This is a genomic window from Bradyrhizobium sp. 187, assembly GCF_023101005.1.
GTDB lineage: Bacteria > Pseudomonadota > Alphaproteobacteria > Rhizobiales > Xanthobacteraceae > Bradyrhizobium > Bradyrhizobium canariense_D.
The window spans coordinates 1,931,389-1,953,463 of the sequence record NZ_CP064693.1; the positions used below are offsets into that span (position 1 = coordinate 1,931,389).

Here is a 22,075-nt window from a genome sequence, read left to right on the forward strand (position 1 = left end):
CTCAGCCGACCATGACGATCCGGCTGCGCAGCAAGATCCGCGACGAGCGGCCGAGCCGCCGGAGCAGCCGTGCCTCGGAGTGGCGGGCTTGGGGCGGGTAGCCGCCAATGCGGTCGTAGTGATCACGCGCGATCAAAAGTCCCTGATCGCCGAAGGGACCGAAGAGCTTGCGCATCAGGGCCCGGAGGATGTGGCGGAAGCCGGCATCGGCGTAGGGCGAGCGCGCATAGCGGAAGACGGCCGCACGATCCCGGCCGCTGGTCGAGACGGACTGGATGAACTGGGTGGTTTCCTCGATCCAGCCGGTTTCCAGCACGGCGCCCGCGGGCAGGAACATCAGCCAGGACGAACGGGCCTGGAGTGCGCCGGCGGCGAGCGCGGCGCCTTGAGTGGATCCTTCGAAGCCGATGAAACGGCAGCCCGCGACGTCGGCAACGCGCTCGATGACGCCATTGCGGGTGCCGTCGACCAGGAGCACTTCCCGGATGACGCCTGCGGCGGCACCGGGTACCAGCGCGGCCAGAGTTGCGACGGCCGTCTGCTCGACGCCTTCGGTCGGAATGATGACGCTCAGCATGATGGAAGCTTCACTGTCCACACTTCGGGAGAAGCGTAGCTCATTATGAGGGCGTCATAAAACATGGCGCTGCCGAGTGCAACTTTCCGGCCGCGCCTCGGCAGACGATGGTAAACCGCTGCAGCCCTCGCATCCAAATATGTCCCGTACGGGGCGGCGATATTGCCGAATGTGTCGCCCCAGCCTGTCCTGTCCGTATTAATCCGGAGGTGAGCCGCAATATTGCGCGGCGCGCCGGCCGTTCGCGATCATGCAAGAGGAGGATGCGAAGCGGACGAGCGCGAGGACGGGAAAACGTGCAACCACGCTGCTGACGAGGGCTTCGAATGAACGCCGGTCAACTCGCTGTTCGCAGCACCGCCGCACAATGTCGTGCAATCATCAGTTCCTCATTCGTTGGAATGACGAAGACATCGACTGCGCTATCGCCATCGTTGATGCGCTCGCGCGCCGCATCATTCGCAGCGGCATCGATGCGCACGCCGAGCCAGTCGAGACGCTCACCGATCGCGCTGCGGATTTCGCTGGCATGCTCGCCGATGCCGCCGGTGAAGACCAGGCAGTCTAGCCCTGCAAGCGTTGTCGCCATCGCCGCCACCTCCTGCGCGGCGCGGAAGGTGAAGAGCTCGACCGCCTCCCGCGCCGCAGCTTCGCGGCTCGCAAGCAGCATGCGCATATCCGACGCGATGCCGGAGACGCCGAGCAGGCCCGATTCGTGGTAGAGCAGGTGCTGGACATCTTCGACCGACATCTTCTCGTGCTGTTGCAGATAGAGCAGCACGCCCGGGTCGAGCCTGCCGCAGCGCGTGCCCATCACCAGCCCGTCGAGCGGCGTCAGTCCCATCGTGGTGTCGATGCTGCGGCCGTCGCGCAAGCCGCACAGGCTCGCGCCGTTGCCGAGATGCGCGATCACAGTGCGCTTCGCCACGAGCTGCGGCGCGATTCGGGCGAGCCGTCCCGCGACATATTCGAACGAGAGGCCATGAAATCCGTAGCGCCGGATGCCGCGCTCTTCATAACGTCGCGGAATGGCGAAGCGGCTGGCGGGCGGCGCAATGCCGTGGTGGAAAGCGGTATCGAAGCAGGCGATCTGCGTCAGGTCGGGCCTGATCGCCGTGATAGTGCGGACCGGAGCCAGGCAGCGCGGCTGGTGCAGGGGCGCCAGCGGCGTCAGCGCTTGCAGCTTTGCGGTGACATCCTCCGTCAGCTCGACCGGAGCGGAATAGTCCGGACCGCCATGGACGACGCGATGGCCGACGGCGCGCAAGCGATGGTCGCCGAAACGATCCTCGATGAAGCCGAGCACGTCGGCGAACAGATGATCGCTGGCCGCATCCGATGCTTCCCTCCGTTTCTCGAACAGGTCTTCGCCCGCGGGACTCTTCACGACGAGCCGCGGCTTCGTCTCGTGCTCGTCAAGCAGGCCCTTGCAGAGCAGGGCGGGCTCGGCCGCCGAGATATCGAACAGGCCGAATTTGATGCTCGACGATCCCGAGTTGAGAACGAGAACCGTGTTCGACATGGCTCCCCTCAGTCGCCTGCCTCTGCCGGCGTGTTGCCGCCGGCGCTGTTCTGCCAGACCCATTCCTGGATTTCCGGCATGTCCTCGCCGTATTCGCGCACATAGCGCGAATGCTCGATCAGCTTGTCGCGGAATTGCTGCTTCACCTGCGCCGCCCTGGTCGCGAGCCCCGGCACGCGCTCGATCGCCTCGATCGCGAGGTGATAGCGGTCGAGCTCGTTGAGCACGACCATGTCGAACGGCGTCGTCGTGGTGCCTTCCTCGGCAAAGCCGCGGACGTGCATGCCGGCGTGGTTGGTGCGGTTATAGGTCAACCGGTGGATCAGATAAGGATAGCCGTGATAGGCGAAGATCACCGGCTTGTCGCGCGTGAACAGGCCGTCGAAGTCGCGGTCGGACAAGCCGTGCGGGTGCTGCTCCCTGGGTTGCAGCGTCATGAGGTCGACGACGTTGACGACGCGGATCTTCAGCTCGGGCAGCGCCTTGCGCAGCAGGTCGACGGCAGCGAGCGTTTCCAGTGTCGGCACGTCGCCGGCGCAGGCCATCACGACATCGGGCTCGCCATTCGCATCTTCCGTGCCGGCCCAGCTCCAGATGCCGATGCCGGCGGCGCAATGCGTGGCTGCCTCCTGCATCGACAGCCATTGCGGCGCCGGCTGCTTGCCAGCGACGATGACGTTGATGCGGTCATAGGTGCGCAGGCAGTGATCGGCGATCCACAGCAGCGTGTTGGCATCCGGCGGGAAGTAGATGCGGACGATGTCGGCCTTCTTGTTGGCGACGAGATCGACGAAACCGGGATCCTGATGGCTGAAGCCGTTGTGGTCCTGACGCCAGACATGCGAGGTGAGCAGATAGTTGAGCGAGGCGATCGGTCGCCGCCACGGCAGATGCCGGGTCACCTTCAGCCATTTGGCGTGCTGGTTGAACATGGAATCCACGATGTGGATGAACGCCTCGTAGCAGGAGAAGAAGCCGTGCCGGCCCGTGAGCAGGTAACCCTCTAACCAGCCCTGGCAGAGATGCTCGCTCAGGACTTCCATCACGCGTCCGTCCTGGGCGAGATGCACGTCGTAAGGTTTTGTCGGCTCCATCCAGACGCGTTCGGTGGCCTCGAACACCGCATCGAGCCGGTTCGACGCAGTCTCGTCCGGGCCCATGATGCGGAAGTTGCGGGCATCGGCGTTGAGGCGGATGACGTCGCGCAGGAATTTCCCGAGCTCGCGGGTTGCCTCCGCCACGACGCCGCCCGGCTGCGCTACTTCGACGGCGAAACTGCGGAAGTCCGGCAGCTTCAGCTCCTTCTTCAGAAGGCCGCCATTGGCGTGCGGATTGGCGCCCATGCGGCGATTGGCTTCGGGCGCGAGCGCCTGGAGCTCGGCAATGAGCGCGCCGTTCGCGTCGAACAGCTTTTCCGGCTCGTAGCTGCGCATCCAGTCTTCGAGAATCTTCAGATGCGCCGGGTTCTCGCGACAGTTCGCGACGGGCACCTGATGCGCCCGCCAAAAGCCCTCCACCTTCTTGCCGTCGACTTCCTTGGGGCCGGTCCAGCCCTTCGGGCTGCGCAGCACGATCATCGGCCAGCGCGGGCGTTCGACGCTCTTGCGGCCGTCGCGGGCGTGCTGCTGGATCGACCGGATGCTGACGAGCGCGACGTCGAGCGCGTCTGCCATGGCCCGGTGCATCAATTTGGGATCGTCGCCCTCGACGAACAGCGGCTCGTGGCCGAGCCCGCGGAAGAGATCGCGGATCTCGTCGTCGCGCATCCGGCCGAGCACGGTCGGATTGGCAATCTTGTAACCGTTGAGATGCAGGATCGGCAGCACCGCGCCGTCATGCGCAGGATTGAGGAATTTGTTGGAGTGCCAGGACGCGGCGAGCGGGCCGGTCTCGGCCTCGCCGTCACCGACGACACAGGCGACGATCAGGTCGGGATTGTCGAAGGCCGCGCCATAGGCATGCACCAGCGCGTAACCGAGCTCACCGCCTTCGTGGATCGAGCCCGGCGTTTCCGGCGCCGCGTGACTCGGGATGCCGCCGGGGAAGGAGAATTGCCTGAACAGCTTGCGCAACCCCTCGGTATCGCGCGCGATATCGGGATAGAGCTCGCTGTAGCTGCCTTCGAGATAGGTGTTGGCGACCATGCCGGGGCCGCCGTGCCCGGGACCGCAGACATAGATCACGTTCAGGTCCAGCGCGCGGATGACGCGGTTGAGATGGGCATAAATGAAGTTCAAACCGGGCGTCGTGCCCCAATGGCCGAGCAAACGCGGCTTGATGTGCTCGGGCCGTAAGGGCTCGCGCAGCAGCGGATTGTCGAGGAGATAGATTTGCCCGACGGAGAGATAGTTCGCGGCGCGCCAATAGCGGTCGAGCAGTTCGAGGTTGCTGCTCGCTGCGGCCAATTGTTGTTGATTTGTCATGTTCTTGCCGACCTTCACCCAACGATCGTCATCAACCATGTTCCGCGACGATCGATCCCTCCCGTGATCAAACGGAATCGTGGTCACGCTGGTGTTGCGTGAAGTCAAAAACCCCCGCCCGAAATTTGGGCAGCTCTACTGTGCATGGGGTTGTTTTCACGTTTTTTGTTTGTGTTCTTGATTTGTTCCTTTGACATGCTATCTTGGCTTCATGAGTCCAGCATCCTCTCATGCTCTCAAGCACCCGCCGGTCACGGCGCCCTCCGAGCCGGCGGGTGCGCCTTCTGACTTCCCTGAGCTGGCGGTCGCCATCGACCGCCAGCGCAGGCGAGGCCGGGGCGCGCAGTCCAACGCCAGCGGCCGGTTTGAGGCCGAGGCGCGCGTCGCATTCGACGATGGCTGGCAGAGCCTTGAAGAACTGCCCCCGTTCAAGACCACGGTCGGGATCGACACCTCGCGCAAGGTGATCACCCGCAACGAATCTCCCGACATCGGCTTCGATCGTTCGATCAATCCCTACCGCGGTTGCGAGCACGGCTGCGTCTATTGCTTCGCGCGGCCGACGCATGCCTATCTCGGCCTGTCGCCGGGGCTCGACTTTGAGTCGAAGCTGTTCGTGAAGCCCGAGGCGCCGGCGTTGCTCGAGAAGGAGCTTGCGGCGCCGGGCTACGAGCCGCGGATGATCGCGATCGGCACCAACACCGATCCCTATCAGCCGATCGAGCGCGAGCGCAAAATCATGCGCGGCATTCTGGAGGTGCTGGAGCGCGCCGGCCATCCCGTCGGGATCGTCACCAAGTCGGCGCTGGTCGTGCGCGACATCGACATTCTCGCGCGAATGGCCAAACGCAACCTCGCCAAGGTCGGGATCTCCGTGACCTCGCTCGATCCGAAACTAGCGCGCACCATGGAGCCGCGGGCGTCCACGCCGCCGAAGCGGCTGGAGGCACTGAAGCAGCTTTCCGAGGCTGGCATTCCGACCACCGTCATGGTCGCGCCCGTGATCCCCGCGCTGAACGATTCCGAGATCGAGCGCATCCTGGATGCCGCCGCCCATGCCGGCGTCAAGGAGGCCTCCTACGTGTTGCTGCGGTTGCCGCTCGAGGTGCGCGATCTCTTTCGGGAATGGCTGATGGCGAACTATCCGGACCGGTATCGCCACGTCTTCACGCTGATCCGCGACATGCGCGGCGGCCGTGACTACGATGCGAAATGGGGCGAGCGCATGAAGGGCACCGGCCCGATGGCCTGGACCATCGGCCGCCGCTTCGAGATCGCTTGCGACAGGCTCGGGCTGAACAAACGGCGCGCCAAGCTGACGACGGATCATTTTGCCAAGCCGAAGCGGAACGGCGATCAGCTCAGCCTGTTCTGAGGGACGAAGTGAGAGAGGCGTCTATGAGTAAGGAACCGCCAGCTCCTATCCCGCGGCTGACCGTCATCACGCTGGGCGTGAACGACATCCGCGCCAGCATTGCCTTTTACGACGCGCTCGGTTTCTCGCGCCGGCTCAAGGTAACCGGCGAGACCGTTGCGTTCTATGACACCGGCGGTCCGGTGCTCGCGTTGTTTCCCTGGGATCAACTCGCGGTCGACGCCAAATTGCCTGATCATCCGAGGCCATCGACGTTCCGCGGCATGACGCTCGCCTGGAATTGCCGCGCGCGTGAGGAGGTGGATGCGGTGCTGGTCTTCGCCGTCAGCAAGGGAGCCGCGTTGCTGAAGGCAGCACATGAGACCGACTACGGCGGCTATTCCGGCTATTTCGCCGATCCTGACGGCCATCCCTGGGAGGTCGTGGTCGCGCCCGGCATCGACGTCGGCGAGGACCGGCGGGTGCATCTGGCGGAATAGGGCGGCTGGCTTGAATAACGGGAATTGTTCGAGGTTCCCGATTGCGCAGGCCATGCCGCTTGCGCACGATCCCGGCCATGATTCGGGATCAATCCGCCAAGAAGCCGGCCAAAGGCGCGCCCAAAAAGGCTGCGCCTAAGAACGAGAAGGCTGCGCCTGAGAACAAGAAAGCTGCGCCCAAAAAAATCGCCAAGGCGCTGGCCGGCACAAAGAGCGCCATCATCGTTGCCCCAAGCTTCCGCCGTGAGCGCGCGCTGATCAAGTGCGGCGTTTGGCCGGTAGCGGGCTGCGATGAGGCGGGCCGGGGGCCACTGGCCGGTCCGGTGGTGGCGGCGGCGGTGATTCTCGATCCCGACCGCATCCCGCGCGGCATCGACGATTCCAAGCGCCTGACGGCCGAGGAGCGCGAAAGGCTGTTCGGCAAGATCTGCACGACCGCCCAGGTCTCGGTGGCCGTCGCCTCGCGCTCCCGCATCGACCGCGACAACATCCTGCGCGCCTCGCTGTGGGCGCTGAAGCGCGCCGTGGTGGCGCTGCCCCAGCAGCCGCGGCACGTCTTCGTCGACGGCCGCGACCGGCTCGACACGGAATGCGATTGCGAGGCCGTGATCGGCGGCGACGGCATCGTCCTGTCGATCGCAGCGGCCTCGATCATCGCCAAGGTAACGCGGGACCGCCTGATGTGCGCGTTGGCGCAGGACTGTCCCGGCTACGGTTTCGAGCAGCATAAGGGCTACGCCGTGCCCGAGCACCTCGACGCGCTCAACCGCCTCGGTCCCACCGTCCACCACCGCAGCTTCTTCGCCCCCGTCGCCGCCGCACGCGCCAAGCACATGCCCTGGACGGTCGAGCCGGCGCAGGATCTGTTTGCGGTGACCGAGATCCAGCTGCAGGTGGACGCGAGCCTGGAAGTCGACGCGTCGGCAAATCTCTAGACGAGACTCAGTTGCCACGACGCGTCACGCCCTTTATCAAAACAGTCGTGAGCGAATAGGGCCGGCTTCACGGGTTGGCTGCATCTTTCGGACGTTACATGCGGTTTACCTCCCTGGTCATCGAGCTCATTCGCGCGCGGCCGCGGCTGATCGTCTGGATCGCCGTGCTGCTCCAGGCCGCGATGTGGCTGTTCGTGGCGCTCGTGTTTTATCGCAGCCCGCCCGGCAGTCTCGCGACCCTGCTGGCCTTCGGCCGCGAATACCAGGTCGGCACCGATCTCGGGCCGCCCTTGCCGGTCTGGCTCGCCGACATCGCCTATCGCGCTGCCGGCGGCCACCTGTTCGGTGTCTACGTGCTGGCCGAACTCTGCGGGATCGCGACGTTGATCACGCTCTATCATCTGTCCCGCGCGGTGGTCGGCCCCCAGCAGGCAGTGCTGGCCGTGCTGCTGACCATGACGCTGCTGGCCTTCTCCTCGCCCACACTCGACTTCGGCCCTCTGGTGCTGGCGCGACCGCTCTGGGCGCTGCTGCTGCTGCATTCCTGGCAGATCATCGGACAGCGCCGCGGCAACGCCTGGTTTGCCTGGTCGATCGAGGCCGGCCTCTTGCTGTTGACGACGCCGGCTGCGATCTTCCTGCTGCTGCTGATCGTCGTCTTCGCGCTCGCAACCGCGGACGGCCGCCGCACGTTGCGTGCCTTCGACCCGCTGTTTGCGCTGGTGGTCGTCGCCGTGCTGGCATTGCCCTATGCCGTCTGGCTGACGCGCGCCGAGGCGCTCGTCCTGCCGGCCCTGCCTGAGGTCGCCCAGCTCAATGCCCGTGCGCTGCACGCGGCCTGGCTGCTCGGGGGGCTCCTGCTCGGTGCGGCGGCGATCCCGGCGCTGACCGTCCTCAACACCGGCCTGTTCGTGCCCAAGAGCGAGGAGGCGCCGATCATCTACCGCCCGCCGGTCGAGCCGCTCGCACGTAATTTCGTCTATTTCTTCGCGCTGGCGCCGGCGCTCGGCGCGGTGCTGATCTCCGGCCTGCTGGGCCTCGACGCCGTCGTCGGCGGCGCCGGCGTCGTGCTGGTGTTGTCGGGGCTTGCCGTGGTCGTGGGGGCCGGCGATCTCATCGCGATGCGCCGCGCGAGGATGCTGCGGATGGTCTGGGCGGCTGCCGTCGTGGCGCCCGCAATCGGCGTCGTGCTCGCCGTCCTGCTGCTGCCGTGGACCGGTGCCAACGAGATCGCGACCTCGATGCCGGCCCGCGCGATTTCGGACTTCTTCGACGAGAGCTTTGCCCGCCGCACCAATCATCGCCTGCGCGCGGTCGCCGGCGAGACCCAGCTTGCGAGCTTGATCACGCTGCATTCCGGCCGGCCGCATCTCTTCATCGATGCCGAGCCCGCGCGTACACCCTGGATCAATCAGGCCAAATTCAGCGAGACCGGCGGCGTCGTGGTCTGGCGCGCTTCCGATACCGCCGGCACGCCGCCGCCGGACATCCTCGCGCGCTTTCCCGGCATCGTGCCGGAAGTCCCGCGCGCCTTCGAATGGCTGGTGACCGGACGCCAGCAACTCCTGCGCATCGGCTGGGCCATCGTGCGGCCGAAGGGGACTTAGTTGCTCGCTCTTTCGGTGGTCATTGCGAGGAGCCCTTGCGACGAAGCAATCCACAGCCCCTCCGCGGAAAGATTCTGGATTGCTTCGCTGCGCCCGCAATGACGGCGAAAGGCTGTACGGCCCCTCACGCCTCCGCCAGCACCTTCGCGATCGCGCGCAGATCCTGCCAGGCCAGCCGCTTGTACGACGGCGAGCGCAACAGATAGGCGGGATGGAAGGTCGGCAGCGCGCGAATGGTGCGCCCGCCCGTCTCGTAGTCGAACCAGCGGCCGCGGGTACGCATGATGCCTTCGCGGGTCGACAGCAGCGTCTGCGTCGAGGGATTGCCGAGTGTCACCAGCACCTCCGGATTCACCAGCTCGATCTGGCGCTGGATGAACGGCAGGCAGATTTGCGTCTCCTGCGGCGTCGGCGTGCGGTTGCCGGGCGGCCGCCAGGGAATCACGTTGGCGATGTAGGCCGTGGTGCGGTTGAGGCCTATGGCTCCTATCATCAAATCGAGCAGCTTGCCGCTGCGCCCGACGAAGGGCAGCCCCTCGATGTCCTCGTCGCGGCCCGGTGCCTCGCCGACGAACATGATGCGTGCCTGCGGATTGCCGTCGGCGAAAACCAAACGTGTCGCCGTGTGCTTCAGCGCGCAGCCGTCAAAGCTCTGCATCAGCTCGCGCAGCGCCTCCAAGCTTGGCGCGGTGCGTGCGGCCTCGCGCGCCGAGGCGATCGCGATGTCGGGCGCAGGTGCCGCCTCGCCGCGCATCACCGCGGGCGCGGCGACCGGCCGTGGGGCCTCGACTGGAGGTGGCGCGCGCGGGGCCGGAGGTGGAACATCCAATTCCGCCAGGCGGTCGATCGGTTCCTCCGCGAGCGTGCAATCGACTCCGGCCTCCAGATAGAAGGCGAGCAGCTCTCGGACCGTGGGTGCGGGTTCTGGGATCATCGGAAAGTCTGACTATTAGTCCAGTTTGGGGCGCCTTGCACCCCGGCGAAACGCATTTCCGAGGTTGTCCTACCCGGAAAAATCGGAAACAAGAGGGCGCAATCGACCAAGGACCGTCTCAAGGGCTGAGATCAGATGAGCACCGAAGAACTTCCCCCGCGCGAATCCATGGAATTCGACGTCGTCATCGTCGGCGCCGGTCCCTCGGGCCTGGCTGCGGCGATCCGGCTGAAGCAGATCAATGCCGATCTCAATGTCGTGGTGGTGGAGAAGGGCTCCGAGGTCGGTGCGCATATTCTCTCCGGCGCCGTGATCGATCCGGCCGGGCTCGACAAGCTGATCCCGGACTGGCGCGAGGATTCCGATTGTCCGCTCAAGACGCAGGTCAAGGACGACCGCTTCTTCTGGTTCACCGAGACCAGCGCGATCAAGCTGCCGAACTTCATCATGCCGCCGCTGATGGACAATCATCACTGCTATATCGGCTCGCTCGGCAATGTCTGCCGCTGGCTGGCGCGCAAAGCGGAAGCGCTAGGCGTCGAGATCTATCCCGGTTTTGCCGCGGCCGAAGTGCTCTATGACGACAATGGCGCGGTGCGCGGCATCGCCACCGGCGACATGGGGATCGGCCGGGACGGCAAGCCGAAGGACTCCTTTACCCGTGGCATGGAATTGCTCGGCAAGTACACGCTGTTCGCCGAAGGTGCGCGCGGCAGCCTGACCAAGCAGCTGATCTCGAAATACGCGCTCGACACCAAAAGTGAGCCGCCGAAATTTGGCATCGGGCTCAAGGAAGTCTGGCAGATCGATCCGGCCAAGCATCAGAAGGGCCTCGTGCAGCACGCGGTTGGCTGGCCCTTGAACAACAACACCGGCGGCGGCCTGTTCTTCTACCATTATGACGAGAACCTGGTGTCGATCGGTTTCGTCGTTCATCTCAACTACAACGACCCCTATTTGTCGCCATTCGACGAATTCCAGCGCGTCAAGAACCATCCGGCCGTCCGCGCGACGCTTGAAGGCGGCAAGCGGCTGGCTTACGGCGCGCGCGCCATCACCGAAGGCGGGTACCAGTCGGTGCCGCGGCTGAGCTTCCCGGGCGGTGCGCTAATCGGCTGCGCGGCCGGCTTCGTCAACGTGCCCCGGATCAAGGGCGTGCACAATGCCATGGGCACCGGCATGCTCGCGGCCGAACATGTTAACGTGGCTCTCGCTGCGGGCCGCGCCAATGATGAGCTGGTCGAATACGAGAACGGTTGGCGCGATTCCGTCGTCGGTAAGGACCTCTATCCTGTCCGCAATGCCAAGCCGTTGTTGTCGAAGTTCGGCACCTTCATCGGCGCCGGGCTCGGCATCTTCGACATGTGGTGCAACACGCTGTTCGGCGGCTCGCTATTTGGCACCCAGTCGCACGCGAAGCCCGATCGCGCGACGCTCGATCCGGCCAAGACCCACGCGCCGAGAACCTACCCGAAGCCGGACGGCAAGATTTCCTTCGACAAGCTCTCGTCGGTGTTCCTGTCCAATACCAATCATGAGGAGGACCAGCCGGTCCATCTCAAGGTCACGGACATGAACCTCCAGAAGACCTCCGAGCACGACGTGTTTGCCGGTCCCTCGAATCGCTATTGCCCGGCCGGCGTCTATGAGTGGATCGAGGAAGGTTCGGGCCCGCGCTTCCAGATCAATGCCCAGAACTGCGTTCACTGCAAAACCTGCGACGTGAAGGACCCCAACGGCAACATCACCTGGGTTCCCCCGGAGGGCGGCGGCGGTCCGAACTACGAGGCCATGTAGGCTGGGGTCAGCAAGTCACGATCCATGTGACCGAGGCCAATGTGACCAGAGTTGCGTGATCTTCGCCCTGTGACGCACGTTCGCGTGAGAACCCGGCCGCGGTCCCCGTGGTCACGATAAGGCCATACTGGCGGCGTCTTGGGGCGCTCTTGACGGGTCACTTGGCCGATTTGTGCCGTGCGGAGGGGATCGCCCGGCCCGAATCCTTGCGGTGAAGCGCCAAAAGCGGCATTGTCGGCCTGACGGTTCCGGGTCCCCATGCCACCGGCCGCGTTCGCTTGCGATACGGCCTTCTGCAAACCCAGGCACTACCAACTCAAGGCGAGCCCCGATGCTTTCAAATCGTTTCAACCGTTGGACTGTTGCCGCCATTGCCCTCATGGGCTCAGCGATGGCGACGGTCCCCGGCGCGGTCCGGGCGCAGACGCCGGACCATCCGTCCGACACGGCGGCGCAGTTTCCGACCCGAAACGATCTGAAGGCGCTGACCACCTCCGGCAGCTATCTCGCCGCCCGCCACGCCAGCGTCGAGCGCGACGCGGCCTCCGCCGCTGCATTCTATCGCTCGGCCCTGCGCACCGACCCCAAGAACAACGAGCTGCTCGACCGCGCCTTCATCTCCTCGGTCGCCGACGGTGACATCGACGAGGCTGTCAAGCTCGCCGAGCGCATCCTGACCATCGACAAGACCAACCGCGTTGCACGGCTCGTCGTTGGCGTGCACGATCTCAAGTTCAAGAAGTACGCGACCGCGCAGACCAACATCAACCAGTCGATCCGCGGTCCGATCACCGATCTCGTCGCCACGCTGCTGTCGGGCTGGGCCGCCTATGGTGCGGGGGATGCCAAGGGCGGCGTCGCCACCATCGACAAGCTGGCCGGTCCTGAATGGTATCCGCTGTTCAAGGATCTCCATGCCGGCATGATCCTCGAACTCGCCGGCAAGGAGAAAGACGCTGGCACCCGGTTCGAGCGTGCCTACAAGCTCGACGATTCCATGTTGCGTGTCACCGAGGCCTATGCGCGCTGGCTATCTCGCAACAAGGACTCGGCCGCCGCGACCACGGTCTACCAGGCTTTCGACAAGAAGCTCGCCCGCCATCCGCTGATCGTGGAAGGGTTGCGCGACACCAAGGCCGGCAAGAAGATGCCGCCGCTGGTCGATAGCGCGCAAGCCGGCGCCGCAGAAGCACTCTACGGCATCGGCGCCACACTGACCCGCCGCGGCGGCGAGGATCTGGCGCTGGTCTACCTCCAGCTCTCGCTCTACCTGCAGCCCACCCATCCCCTGGCGCTGCTCTCGCTCGCCGATCTCTATGAATCGGTGAAGCGGCCGCAGATGGCGATCAAGGTCTACGAGCGGGTGCCGTCGTCCTCTCCACTCAAGCGCAACGCCCAAATCCAGCTCGCCATCGATCTGGATTCCGCCGACCGCACCGACGAGGCGATCAAGATCCTCAAGGGCGTCACCACTGAGGATCCCAAGGATCTCGAAGCCATCATGGCGCTCGGCAACATCGAGCGCGGCCGCAAGAAGTTCGGCGAATGCGGCGCGACCTATTCGCAAGGCGTCGACGTGCTGCCGGCCGGCAACGATAAGGCCAACAGCGTCTGGTATTATTATCGCGGCATCTGCGAGGAGCGCTCCAAGCAGTGGGGCAAGGCCGAAGCCGACATGAAGAAGGCGCTCGAGCTGCAACCCGACCAGCCGCACGTCCTCAACTATCTCGGCTATTCCTGGATCGACCAGGGCATCAATCTCGACGAAGGCATGAAGATGATCAAGCGGGCAGTCGAGCAGCGCCCGGATGACGGCTACATCGTCGACTCCCTTGGCTGGGCCTATTACCGCATCGGCAATTACGAGGACGCGGTGAAGAACCTCGAGCGCGCCATTGATCTCAAGCCCGAGGATCCCACTATCAACGATCACCTTGGCGACGCCTATTGGCGCGTCGGCCGCACGCTGGAAGCCAAGTTCCAGTGGGCCCACGCCCGCGATCTCAAGCCCGAAGCGGATGAGCTTCCGAAGATCGAGGCCAAGATTGCAAACGGTATGACCGACGACAATTCGAACTCCTCGGCTGCGCAGGCGGAGAAGGAGAAGAAGAAGGACGACGGCAAGGGCGGCTGAGTGAGTTGAAGTTGGGGGCGTGTCGTCAATGCCGGCGTTGATTGAAGAAGGGCGCGCGAAGGTCAATCTGAGCCTTCGCGTGGTCGGCCGTCGTGCCGACGGCTATCATGATCTCGAAAGCGTGGTCGCCTTTGCCGACTGCGCCGACCGGCTCACGCTGGAGCCCGGCGGCGAGCTGAAGCTCACCACGACGGGGCCGCTCGCCGCGGCCTGCGGCAATATGGCCGACAACCTCGTGTTCAAGGCGGCCAAGCTCCTGGCCGAAGCCGTCCCGAACCTGAAGCTGGGCGCCTTCGCGCTCGACAAGGTGCTCCCGGTCGCCGCCGGCATCGGCGGCGGCTCGGCCGACGCCGCGGCGGCGCTGCGGTTGCTGGCGCGCCTCAACGATCTGTCGCTCGACGACGCCCGCCTCCAGAAGGTTGCGCTTGCGACCGGCGCCGACGTGCCGGTGTGTCTGTTCTCGCGCGCCTGCGACATGACCGGTGTCGGCGAGCAGCTGCTGCCCTTGATGCTGCCGAGCATGCCCTGCGTGATGGTCAATCCACGCGTGCCGGTCGCGACAAAGGACGTGTTCCAGGAGCTGGGCCTGCGCAACGGCGAACTCCTGGTCGGCGCCACGTCCGTCTTCGACGGCCCGGCCTGGCCAGGCGAGGGCGCCTCCATCGCCGACTGGATCGATACTCTCGAGACCGTCGCCAATGATCTCGAAGCGCCTGCGATGCGCATCAAGCCGGTGATTGGCGACGTGCTGGAAGCCTTGCGTGGCTCCGCCGGCGTCAAGCTCGCCCGCATGTCCGGCTCGGGGGCGACGTGCTTTGCGATCTATGGCGCATCTGCCGAGGCGCATGCCGCCGCCGAGAATATCCGCAGGGATCATTCCGGCTGGTGGGTGCACTCGGGAACGCTGAGCTAGATCTGCAATGACGCGGATGTTGCGGAGCTAGCCCGCAGCGTCCTCGCCAAGCCCGAGAAACCGCCGGATCTCACCCAACACCTCCTGCGGCTTGTCATGCTGCAGCCAGTGTCCGGCCCCTGCAATGGTCTCGACGCGCGCCTGCGGAAAGTAGCGCTCCAGCCCCGCGGCCCTCGCGCCAGCCAGAAAGCTTTCGCCGGCATTCAAGAGCAGCGTCGGACAGGTGATGCGCGACCACAGCGCGATGTGATCGTCCGGCCAGAGCCGGTGCGGCGCAGAGGCGCGCTGGTAGGGATCGAACTTCCAGCTATAGGTGCCGTCCTCGTTCTGCCGCGCGCCGTGGGTGGCGAGATGCAGCGCGAGCTCGCGAGACAGCCGCTTGTTGTGAAGGACCATCTGCGCCGCCGCGTCTTCGAGGGTCGAATAGCGGCGCGGTGCGCGGTCGTGCAACTTGTCGAGCTGACCGACCCACTTGCCGATCCGCTCATGCACCGGCGGTTTTGGTGTATCCGGCAACATCGTCACGCCGTCGAGCACGACCAGCTTCGAGACCTGTTCGGGGAATGCCCCTGTAAAGATCAGGCTGACCATGCCGCCCATAGAATGGCCGATGAGAGTGACTTGAGGCGCCGCGATGGCACGGACGAGCTGGGCCAGATCGTACACATACTCCGTCAGCGCGTAGCTGCCGCCCCTGGTCCAGTCGGAATCGCCGTGACCGCGCAGGTCCGGTGCGAGCACGTGAAAATGCGGCTGCAGCGACCGGGCGATGACGTCCCAGCTCCGGCAGTGATCGCGGCCGCCGTGAACCAGGATGGCGACCGGCGCGCCGTCGTTGCCCCAGTCGGCATAGTGCAGCCGCAGGCCGTGAGACTCGTAAATGCGGCTTTGCGGGGCGGGCATGGTGGCGCTATCCATTCACGGGCCGCCGCGCCAGTGCGAGCGACAGGCCGAGCCCTGCGATGAAGACGCCGGAGCCCTGGGTGAGACGTCGCATCAGATGCGGGCGTCCGATCAACTGCGTACGTGTCGCGGAGGCCATCAGCACCACCACGATATCGGCGAGCGTGTTCAGCGTCACCGAGAGCGCGCCCAACGTGATGAATTGCAGTGTCGGGTTCGATCCCGCCGGGTCAAGGAACTGCGGAATGAAGGCGAGGAAGAAGGCGGCGGTCTTCGGGTTCAGCGCCTCGACCAGCACGCCGTCGCGAAAGGCGCGCTTGTCGCCGACGGGCTTGCTGTCGAATGACGGCGCGCGGCTGGCGCTGCGAAAAGTCCTGATGCCGAGCCAGACGAGATAAAGTGCGCCGACGAATTTCACGGCGGCAAACAGCTCGGCGCTGGCAAGAATGATCGCGGAGATGCCGAAGCTGCCCGCGACCACATGAACCAGCCCGCCGAGCGCGGTGCCCGCGGTCGATGCAAAACCGCTGCCGCGCCCTTCCGATAGGGTCCGTGCCGCGACGTAGAAAATGCCGGGGCCGGGAACGGCGGCGATGAGACAAGCGGCGGCCAGGAACAGCCAGAAATTCGTGTTGATCATCCTGCTTTGGTAGCGATGCTTGCCGCGATTGCAAGGCCCGTCGACTAAGGCCCGTCGTTCAGCCCATCCGGCGGAAGATCACGCTGGCATTCACCCCGCCGAAGCCGAACCCGTTCGAGATCGCGTGCTGCATCGGCATCGGTCGCGCCACACCGGCGACGATGTCGATGCCGTCAGCGGCGGGATCAGGGTTTTCGAGATTGAGCGTCGGCGGCGCGATCTGGTCGCGCAGGGCGAGCACGGTGAAGACCGCTTCGAGGCCACCGGCGGCGCCGAGCAGATGCCCGGTGGCCGATTTGGTCGCGCTCACCGCGATGCCGCGGTGGCGGCCGAACAGCGCCGCGATCGCGCCAAGCTCGCTCTCGTCGCCGGCCGGCGTCGAGGTCGCATGCGCATTCAGGTGCTGTAAATCCGCGGGCGCAAGCTTGGCCTGCCGGAGCGCGATCTCCATGGCGCGCCGGGCGCCGTCGCCGTCAGGCGGACCCGATGTCATGTGATAGGCGTCCGCGGTCGTACCGTATCCGACGATCTCCGCGATCGGCCTCGCGCCGCGCGCCAATGCATGCTCCAGCTCCTCGATCACCAGGATGCCGGCGCCTTCGCCCATGACAAAACCGTCGCGGTCGCGATCGAACGGGCGCGAGGCGCGGGCGTCATTGAATCCGCTCGACAGTGCGCGGGCCGCGGCAAAGCCGCCGAGGCTGACGATGTCGATGCAGGCTTCCGCGCCGCCGCAGATCGCCACATCAGTCTCGCCCGCGCGGATCATGCGCGCGGCATCGCCGATCGCCTGAACGCCGGCAGCGCAGGCCGTGACCGGTGTGCCCAGCGCTCCCTTGTAGCCGTATTTGATCGAGACGTGGCCGGCGGCGAGATTGGCGAGGAAGGAGGGGATCGTGAACGGCGACAGCCGGCGCGGGCCGCGCTGTTCGGTGATGCGCACCGCCTCCGCCATTGCCGGAAAACCGCCGACGCCGGAGGCGATGATCGTCGCAGTTCGTTCCTGCGCCGCCGCGTCCTGCGGCGTCCAACCGGCCTGCGCAACCGCTTCCGCGGTGGCGAGCAGCGCGAACAGGATGAAGCGGTCCATCTTGCGCTGGTCTTTCGGCGCGGCGGCCTGCGCGGGATCGAAGCCGCCCTCTGCGTCATCGGCCTTGTCGGGCACGAGGCCGGCAATACGTGCGGGCAGCGCCTGCGACCATTCCGGCAGCGGGCGCAGCCCGCTTTGGCCGGCCAGCAGCCGGCGCCACGAAAGTTCGACACCGCAGCCAAGCGGCGACACCGCGCCCATTCCCGTCACGACGATACGACGCATGTCAGTCTCCAGCCGGCGCGACGGCCGGGTTCATGGCTTTGAGCGAGGTCAGCCGTTTACGCATGACACGGCTGGCGCGGGGGCCTGCGACGACGACCGCATTGGTGAGCGTGATCGGCTGCATGTCGGCGGCATCGACCACGACCGGATTGAACGGACGACAATCGTGCCGGTTCGCGAGCAGGATCGCTTCGCCCATCGGTGCGAGATGCTTGTTGCCCCAAGCGAGCAGGGTTGCGACCACGGGGAAGAAGTCCCGGGCCTTGTCCGTCAGCACATATTCGTAGCGCGGCGGCCGTTCATTGTAGCGGCGACGGACGAACATGCCGCTTTCGGTGAGATGGGCCAACCGCCGCGACAGGATGTTCGGCGCGATCCCGAGGCTTTGCGAAAATTCGTCGAACCTCGTTGCGCCCTGGAATGCATCCCGCAGGATCAAAATGCTCCACCATTCGCCGACCGTCTCCACAGCGCGGCCGACCGGACATTCCTGAATGGAGGGGGATTTGGGCTGCATGAGGGGAAGGTAGGAGAGTGGCTTGCAAAATGCAAGTTAGTAGGCGAACCGTTGGAACACTCCGACGGAGGTGTGCCGCAAGATGGCGCACAGGATTTGAATGCAAGTTGGAAGGCGGCCCTCGCACACCTAGCTCGTCATTGCGAGCGAAGCGAAACAATCAAGAGTCCCTTTGCGGGAAGATTCTGGATTGCTTCGCTGCGCTCGCAATGACGCTGTTAATGCGGTGGTGGCGCGTATCTCAACGATGTCGTCCCGGCGAAGGCCGGGACCCAATAGCCACGACTGTTGTTGTGGTGCACGATGGTTGCCACAGGCGCTAAGACAACGCTGACCGGGGTAATGGGTCCCGGCCTTCGCCGGGACGACACTGAGGGTGTGGCTACCAGCAAGCGCTAAGGATCCAGGTAGCTAATGCGACCGAGCCAGGCAGAACGCCACGACCTGCTCCAGCGCGCTCTTCATCGGCGAGGACGGGAACAGCGCCAGCGCGTCCACGGCCATGGCGCCGTAGTGCTGGGCGCGGCTGCGCGTGTCTTCGAGCGCGCGATGCTTGTTCATCAACCCGATGGCGTGGTCGAGGTCGGTGTCGCCGATCTCACCGCGCTCCAGCGCGCGGATCCAGAAGGCGCGCTCGGTGTCGTTGCCGCGGCGGAAGGCGAGCACGACGGGCAGCGTGATCTTGCCCTCGCGGAAATCGTCGCCGGTGTTCTTGCCGAGCTTGGCGCTCTTGCCGCCATAGTCGAGCACGTCGTCGACGAGCTGGAAGGCGATGCCGAGATTCATGCCGACCGAGCGGCAGGCGGTCTGCTCCGCCTTCGGGCGGTTGGCGATCACGGGCCCGACCTCGCAGGCGGCCGCGAACAGCTCGGCGGTCTTGCCGCGGATTACGGCGAGATATTCGTCTTCGGTGGTTGCGGTGTTCTTGGCGGCGGCAAGCTGCATCACCTCGCCCTCGGCGATGGTGGCGGCGGCCGCGGAGAGAATGTCGAGCGCGCGGAGCGAGCCGACCTCGACCATCATGCGGAAGGCCTGGCCGAGCAGGAAGTCGCCGACCAGCACGCTCGCCTCATTGCCCCAGAGCATGCGCGCCGACAGCTTGCCGCGGCGCATCTCGCTCTCGTCGACGACGTCGTCATGGAGCAGCGTGGCGGTATGCATGAACTCGACGCTGGCGGCGAGTTTGATATGGCCGTCGCCGGTGTAGCCGGCGAGGTTGGCCATGGCCAACGTCAGCATCGGCCGCAGGCGCTTGCCCCCGGAGGAGATCAAATGGTTGGCGACCTCCGGGATCATGGTCACGTCCGAACCGGTCCGCGACAGGATCGTGGCGTTGACGCGCTCCATGTCACCGGCGACAAGGGCAACCAGCTCTTCGATCGACGCGCCGGGAGTTTCGAAAGGTACGATGACGGCCACGCCGGTCTCCAATATTTGCCCCGGAAGGGCTATTCTGATGGAAAGACAATAGAAACTGGACGGGGATGCGGCAAGGGCCGTGGAACCATTGACATTTGGCGCTTAGTCCCCGTCAGGCAGGAGGCTGTGTTTTGCGAGAACTGGTTCGGACCAACGATATGGTGCTGGTGTCGGCGATCGGCGCGCTGCTCGACGGCGCCAACATCCATCATCTGGTGCTGGACCAGAACATGAGCATCATTGAGGGCTCGCTCGGCATTTTGCCGCGGCGGATCCTGGTCCACGAGGACGACGCCATCGAGGCCCGGCAGCTTCTGACCGAGGCCGGCCTCAGCCACGAACTGCGCGGCGATGAGTGAAGCACTGACAGACCTCACCGAGGACGCCTTTCTCGGCGGGCAATTGCGGCTGAAGCAGAAGCGGTCTGGCCATCGCGCCGGGCACGACGCCATTCTGCTCGCGGCGGCGACGGAGGCGAGGGCGGGCGACCGTGTCGTCGATCTCGGCGCCGGCATCGGCACGGCGGGCCTTGCGTTGGCTCGGCGCGTCGCCGGGATCAGGCTCGGCCTGCTCGAGATCGATCCGGAGCTGGCGGAGCTTGCGCGCGCCAATGCGGCCGCGAATGCGATTGCCGCCGAGACGATCGTGCTCGACGTCACCGCGGACGCGCAGGCCTTCGCAGCGAGCGGGCTCGCGCCCGACAGCGTCGACGTCGTGCTGATGAACCCGCCCTTCAACGATCCCGCTCGCCATCGCGGTTCGCCCGATCAGGCGCGCCAGATCGCGCATGTGGCGACGGATGAGACGCTGAATGCCTGGGTGCATGCGGCGCGGCGCATCCTCCGATCGCATGGCGCGCTGACATTGATTTGGCGCGCAGATGGGATCGCTGAGGTTTTGGCGGCGCTGTCGCGCGGCTTCGGCAGTCTCGCGATTCTGCCGGTTCACGGTGAAGCCGGGCGGCCCGCGATCCGCGTGCTGGTGCGCGCGGTCAAGGGCGGCAGGGCCCCGGCGCGATTGTTGCCGGGCCTCATGCTCAACGAGGAGTCACGCGTGTCGAAAAAAGAGGTGATGGATATTCTGGAGGGAAGGGCGGTTCTACCCCTGGTGGAACCGTGCTGAGCTATTGCGGAAGCGATTCCGACTGCTGCTCTTGCGGAGTCGTCAGGCGGATCGCCATGAACAGCGCACCGATCAGCAGCATCAGCAGATAGATTTTCATGGTGTTCTCCGCTGGCCCATTGCAGCCTCTCAACGGGTTTTCTGCAAAACACGTTCCGGGCCCTTCCAATGACAGTCGCGTGATAAGAAACGGTTAATCAGAGGTAATGGCATGGCCGAAAAATTGAACGATCGTGAGAGTTCCGGCCTGGCCGACAAGCTCATGCAATATCTGCCGGCGCGCTTCCGTCCCGGCACGGCCGTGGTGCCGGTGGTCCGGCTGTCCGGTGTGATCGGCGCAGTGACGCCGCTGCGCCCGGGCATGACGCTCGCGACGGTTTCGCGGGTTCTGGAGCGGGCGTTTTCGACGCGCAACGCCAAGGCGGTGGCGCTGGTGATCAATTCGCCCGGCGGCTCGCCGGTGCAGTCGCGCCAGATCTACCTGCGCATCAAGCAGCTCGCGGCGGAGAAGAAGCTGCCGGTGCTGGTGTTCGTCGAGGACGTCGCGGCCTCCGGCGGCTACATGATCGCGTGCGCCGGCGACGAGATCATCTGCGATCCGTCCTCGATCCTCGGCTCGATCGGCGTCGTCGGCGGCAGTTTTGGTTTCCAGGAGGCGATCAAGCGGCTCGGCATCGAGCGGCGCCTCTACACCGCCGGCGCGCACAAGGCGATGCTCGATCCGTTTCTCCCTGAAAACCCCGACGACGTCGCCAAGCTCAAGGCGCTCCAGCGCGAGATCCACCAGATCTTCATCGCGCTGGTGAAGGAGAGCCGCGGCGCGCGGTTGAAGGGCTCCGACGACACCCTGTTCACGGGCGAATACTGGGCCGGCGAGAGTTCGATCACGCTGGGGCTCGCCGACAGCATCGGCGATCTCCGCTCAACTCTTCGTGCCCGCTATGGCGAGAAGGTTCTCACCCCCGTGATAGCCCAGCCGACCGGTCTGCTCTCCGGCCTTTTGGGCCGGAAATCGCCCGGCGCGGGGCAGCTTTCGGCCATGGAATCAATGGCCAGCCTGCCGGACGACCTGATCTCGGCGGTCGAGACCCGCGCGATCTGGGCGAAATTCGGGTTCTAGACGGCGCCCCTCCGCGCCATTTGGCCCCAAGGAGACTTGAAGCCGTGCCAATTGCCGCGCGGCCCGGTCTGCGCAAGAATGCGCGTGGGGGCTGAGCATTGTGAACAAGGAATGACCGATGCCGCCGTTCGTCGCATTCGCGGGCGTCCTGGGCGGGCTTGCCGTGGTCCGCTGGGCCTACAAGACCGCCGTCGGGATCAACCAGGAGCTGGAGGAGATGCGCCTCTCGCGCGTCGCCGAGGCCGCCCATATGGGGGCCGTCCAGACGCTGAAGCAGGATCCCGTCACCGGAGCCTATCGGCCGGGTTAGCTGCTGCAGTCGTCATGGCCGGACTTGTCCCGG

20 protein-coding genes are annotated in these 22,075 nt (G+C 65.4%); 11 read left to right on the forward strand and 9 right to left on the reverse strand.

The window, feature by feature from the left end:
- Position 1: 1 nt before the first annotated feature.
- The 3 genes from IVB19_RS09240 to IVB19_RS09250 all read right to left on the reverse strand — a co-directional run bounded on the left by IVB19_RS09240 (position 2) and on the right by IVB19_RS09250 (position 4,522).
- Positions 2-577 (reverse strand): glycosyltransferase family protein, encoded by a 576-nt coding sequence (locus IVB19_RS09240; RefSeq protein ID WP_247821339.1) that lies wholly within the window; start codon positions 575-577, stop codon positions 2-4.
- A gap of 337 nt (positions 578-914) precedes the next feature.
- Positions 915-2,099, reverse strand: coding sequence for an acetate/propionate family kinase (locus IVB19_RS09245; protein ID WP_018454914.1), 1,185 nt, complete (start codon positions 2,097-2,099; stop codon positions 915-917).
- 8 nt (positions 2,100-2,107) lie between these two features.
- Positions 2,108-4,522: a phosphoketolase family protein gene (locus IVB19_RS09250; protein WP_039799262.1), complete on the reverse strand. Its 2,415-nt coding sequence runs from the start codon at positions 4,520-4,522 to the stop codon at positions 2,108-2,110.
- A 211-nt stretch (positions 4,523-4,733) separates the two neighbouring features.
- Here IVB19_RS09250 and IVB19_RS09255 point away from each other — a divergent pair, with 211 nt between their 5' ends.
- The 4 genes from IVB19_RS09255 to IVB19_RS09270 all read left to right on the forward strand — a co-directional run bounded on the left by IVB19_RS09255 (position 4,734) and on the right by IVB19_RS09270 (position 8,918).
- Positions 4,734-5,897, forward strand: a complete 1,164-nt coding sequence (locus IVB19_RS09255) for a PA0069 family radical SAM protein (protein ID WP_018454912.1) — start codon at positions 4,734-4,736, stop codon at positions 5,895-5,897.
- A gap of 23 nt (positions 5,898-5,920) precedes the next feature.
- On the forward strand, positions 5,921-6,376 hold the full coding sequence (locus tag IVB19_RS09260) for a VOC family protein (protein ID WP_018454911.1): 456 nt from the start codon (positions 5,921-5,923) through the stop codon (positions 6,374-6,376).
- 77 nt (positions 6,377-6,453) lie between these two features.
- On the forward strand, positions 6,454-7,311 hold the full coding sequence (rnhB, locus tag IVB19_RS09265; RefSeq protein ID WP_247821340.1) for a ribonuclease HII: 858 nt from the start codon (positions 6,454-6,456) through the stop codon (positions 7,309-7,311).
- A gap of 98 nt (positions 7,312-7,409) precedes the next feature.
- Positions 7,410-8,918 carry a glycosyltransferase family 39 protein gene (locus tag IVB19_RS09270; protein ID WP_018454909.1) on the forward strand — a complete coding sequence of 503 codons (1,509 nt, stop codon included), beginning with the start codon at positions 7,410-7,412 and terminating at the stop codon, positions 8,916-8,918.
- 124 nt (positions 8,919-9,042) lie between these two features.
- Here IVB19_RS09270 and IVB19_RS09275 read toward each other — a convergent pair whose 3' ends face one another.
- A complete protein-coding gene (locus tag IVB19_RS09275) occupies positions 9,043-9,852 on the reverse strand; it encodes a uracil-DNA glycosylase (RefSeq protein ID WP_018454908.1) in 810 nt (269 codons plus the stop codon).
- A gap of 135 nt (positions 9,853-9,987) precedes the next feature.
- Between IVB19_RS09275 and IVB19_RS09280 the strand changes: the two genes are divergently transcribed.
- The 3 genes from IVB19_RS09280 to IVB19_RS09290 all read left to right on the forward strand — a co-directional run bounded on the left by IVB19_RS09280 (position 9,988) and on the right by IVB19_RS09290 (position 14,696).
- Positions 9,988-11,649: an electron transfer flavoprotein-ubiquinone oxidoreductase gene (locus IVB19_RS09280; RefSeq protein WP_018454907.1), complete on the forward strand. Its 1,662-nt coding sequence runs from the start codon at positions 9,988-9,990 to the stop codon at positions 11,647-11,649.
- A 331-nt stretch (positions 11,650-11,980) separates the two neighbouring features.
- Complete coding sequence (locus IVB19_RS09285) at positions 11,981-13,783, forward strand: tetratricopeptide repeat protein (protein ID WP_026232840.1); 1,803 nt, start codon at positions 11,981-11,983, stop codon at positions 13,781-13,783.
- 28 nt (positions 13,784-13,811) lie between these two features.
- Positions 13,812-14,696 carry a 4-(cytidine 5'-diphospho)-2-C-methyl-D-erythritol kinase gene (locus IVB19_RS09290; protein WP_018454905.1) on the forward strand — a complete coding sequence of 295 codons (885 nt, stop codon included), beginning with the start codon at positions 13,812-13,814 and terminating at the stop codon, positions 14,694-14,696.
- Positions 14,697-14,723: 27 nt separating this feature from the next.
- Here the strand turns inward: IVB19_RS09290 and IVB19_RS09295 are convergent, their stop codons facing one another.
- From IVB19_RS09295 to IVB19_RS09315, 5 genes are all read right to left on the reverse strand, one after another.
- On the reverse strand, positions 14,724-15,599 hold the full coding sequence (locus IVB19_RS09295; protein WP_039799260.1) for an alpha/beta fold hydrolase: 876 nt from the start codon (positions 15,597-15,599) through the stop codon (positions 14,724-14,726).
- A 7-nt stretch (positions 15,600-15,606) separates the two neighbouring features.
- Entirely contained in the window at positions 15,607-16,239 is a 633-nt protein-coding gene (locus tag IVB19_RS09300; protein WP_018454903.1) for a LysE family translocator, read from the reverse strand.
- A 58-nt stretch (positions 16,240-16,297) separates the two neighbouring features.
- The gene (fabF, locus tag IVB19_RS09305; protein ID WP_026232839.1) at positions 16,298-17,554 is read right to left on the reverse strand and encodes a beta-ketoacyl-ACP synthase II; all 1,257 of its coding nucleotides are present in this window, start codon (positions 17,552-17,554) and stop codon (positions 16,298-16,300) included.
- A 1-nt stretch (position 17,555) separates the two neighbouring features.
- A complete protein-coding gene (locus IVB19_RS09310; protein WP_018454901.1) occupies positions 17,556-18,071 on the reverse strand; it encodes a winged helix-turn-helix transcriptional regulator in 516 nt (171 codons plus the stop codon).
- A gap of 411 nt (positions 18,072-18,482) precedes the next feature.
- Entirely contained in the window at positions 18,483-19,490 is a 1,008-nt protein-coding gene (locus IVB19_RS09315) for a polyprenyl synthetase family protein (RefSeq protein ID WP_007594965.1), read from the reverse strand.
- A 131-nt stretch (positions 19,491-19,621) separates the two neighbouring features.
- Here IVB19_RS09315 and IVB19_RS09320 point away from each other — a divergent pair, with 131 nt between their 5' ends.
- From IVB19_RS09320 to IVB19_RS09335, 4 genes are all read left to right on the forward strand, one after another.
- Positions 19,622-19,849 carry a putative signal transducing protein gene (locus IVB19_RS09320; RefSeq protein ID WP_007607161.1) on the forward strand — a complete coding sequence of 76 codons (228 nt, stop codon included), beginning with the start codon at positions 19,622-19,624 and terminating at the stop codon, positions 19,847-19,849.
- Positions 19,842-20,612, forward strand: a complete 771-nt coding sequence (locus tag IVB19_RS09325) for a tRNA1(Val) (adenine(37)-N6)-methyltransferase (protein ID WP_204513854.1) — start codon at positions 19,842-19,844, stop codon at positions 20,610-20,612. Before IVB19_RS09320 ends, IVB19_RS09325 begins: the two co-directional genes overlap by 8 nt.
- A 211-nt stretch (positions 20,613-20,823) precedes the next feature.
- Positions 20,824-21,732 (forward strand): S49 family peptidase, encoded by a 909-nt coding sequence (locus IVB19_RS09330; protein WP_018454897.1) that lies wholly within the window; start codon positions 20,824-20,826, stop codon positions 21,730-21,732.
- A gap of 118 nt (positions 21,733-21,850) precedes the next feature.
- Complete coding sequence (locus IVB19_RS09335) at positions 21,851-22,042, forward strand: hypothetical protein (RefSeq protein ID WP_018454896.1); 192 nt, start codon at positions 21,851-21,853, stop codon at positions 22,040-22,042.
- The last annotated feature ends 33 nt before the right edge of the window (positions 22,043-22,075 follow it).

Coding starts and splice junctions, on each gene's coding strand:
- IVB19_RS09240 (WP_247821339.1), bottom strand. CDS start 577: ATGCTGAGCGTCATCATTCCGACCGAAGGCGTCGAGCAGACGGCCGTC.
- IVB19_RS09245 (WP_018454914.1), bottom strand. CDS start 2,099: ATGTCGAACACGGTTCTCGTTCTCAACTCGGGATCGTCGAGCATCAAA.
- IVB19_RS09250 (WP_039799262.1), bottom strand. CDS start 4,522: ATGACAAATCAACAACAATTGGCCGCAGCGAGCAGCAACCTCGAACTG.
- IVB19_RS09255 (WP_018454912.1), top strand. CDS start 4,734: ATGAGTCCAGCATCCTCTCATGCTCTCAAGCACCCGCCGGTCACGGCG.
- IVB19_RS09260 (WP_018454911.1), top strand. CDS start 5,921: ATGAGTAAGGAACCGCCAGCTCCTATCCCGCGGCTGACCGTCATCACG.
- rnhB (WP_247821340.1), top strand. CDS start 6,454: ATGATTCGGGATCAATCCGCCAAGAAGCCGGCCAAAGGCGCGCCCAAA.
- IVB19_RS09270 (WP_018454909.1), top strand. CDS start 7,410: ATGCGGTTTACCTCCCTGGTCATCGAGCTCATTCGCGCGCGGCCGCGG.
- IVB19_RS09275 (WP_018454908.1), bottom strand. CDS start 9,852: ATGATCCCAGAACCCGCACCCACGGTCCGAGAGCTGCTCGCCTTCTAT.
- IVB19_RS09280 (WP_018454907.1), top strand. CDS start 9,988: ATGAGCACCGAAGAACTTCCCCCGCGCGAATCCATGGAATTCGACGTC.
- IVB19_RS09285 (WP_026232840.1), top strand. CDS start 11,981: ATGCTTTCAAATCGTTTCAACCGTTGGACTGTTGCCGCCATTGCCCTC.
- IVB19_RS09290 (WP_018454905.1), top strand. CDS start 13,812: ATGCCGGCGTTGATTGAAGAAGGGCGCGCGAAGGTCAATCTGAGCCTT.
- IVB19_RS09295 (WP_039799260.1), bottom strand. CDS start 15,599: ATGCCCGCCCCGCAAAGCCGCATTTACGAGTCTCACGGCCTGCGGCTG.
- IVB19_RS09300 (WP_018454903.1), bottom strand. CDS start 16,239: ATGATCAACACGAATTTCTGGCTGTTCCTGGCCGCCGCTTGTCTCATC.
- fabF (WP_026232839.1), bottom strand. CDS start 17,554: ATGCGTCGTATCGTCGTGACGGGAATGGGCGCGGTGTCGCCGCTTGGC.
- IVB19_RS09310 (WP_018454901.1), bottom strand. CDS start 18,071: ATGCAGCCCAAATCCCCCTCCATTCAGGAATGTCCGGTCGGCCGCGCT.
- IVB19_RS09325 (WP_204513854.1), top strand. CDS start 19,842: ATGAGTGAAGCACTGACAGACCTCACCGAGGACGCCTTTCTCGGCGGG.
- IVB19_RS09330 (WP_018454897.1), top strand. CDS start 20,824: ATGGCCGAAAAATTGAACGATCGTGAGAGTTCCGGCCTGGCCGACAAG.
- IVB19_RS09335 (WP_018454896.1), top strand. CDS start 21,851: ATGCCGCCGTTCGTCGCATTCGCGGGCGTCCTGGGCGGGCTTGCCGTG.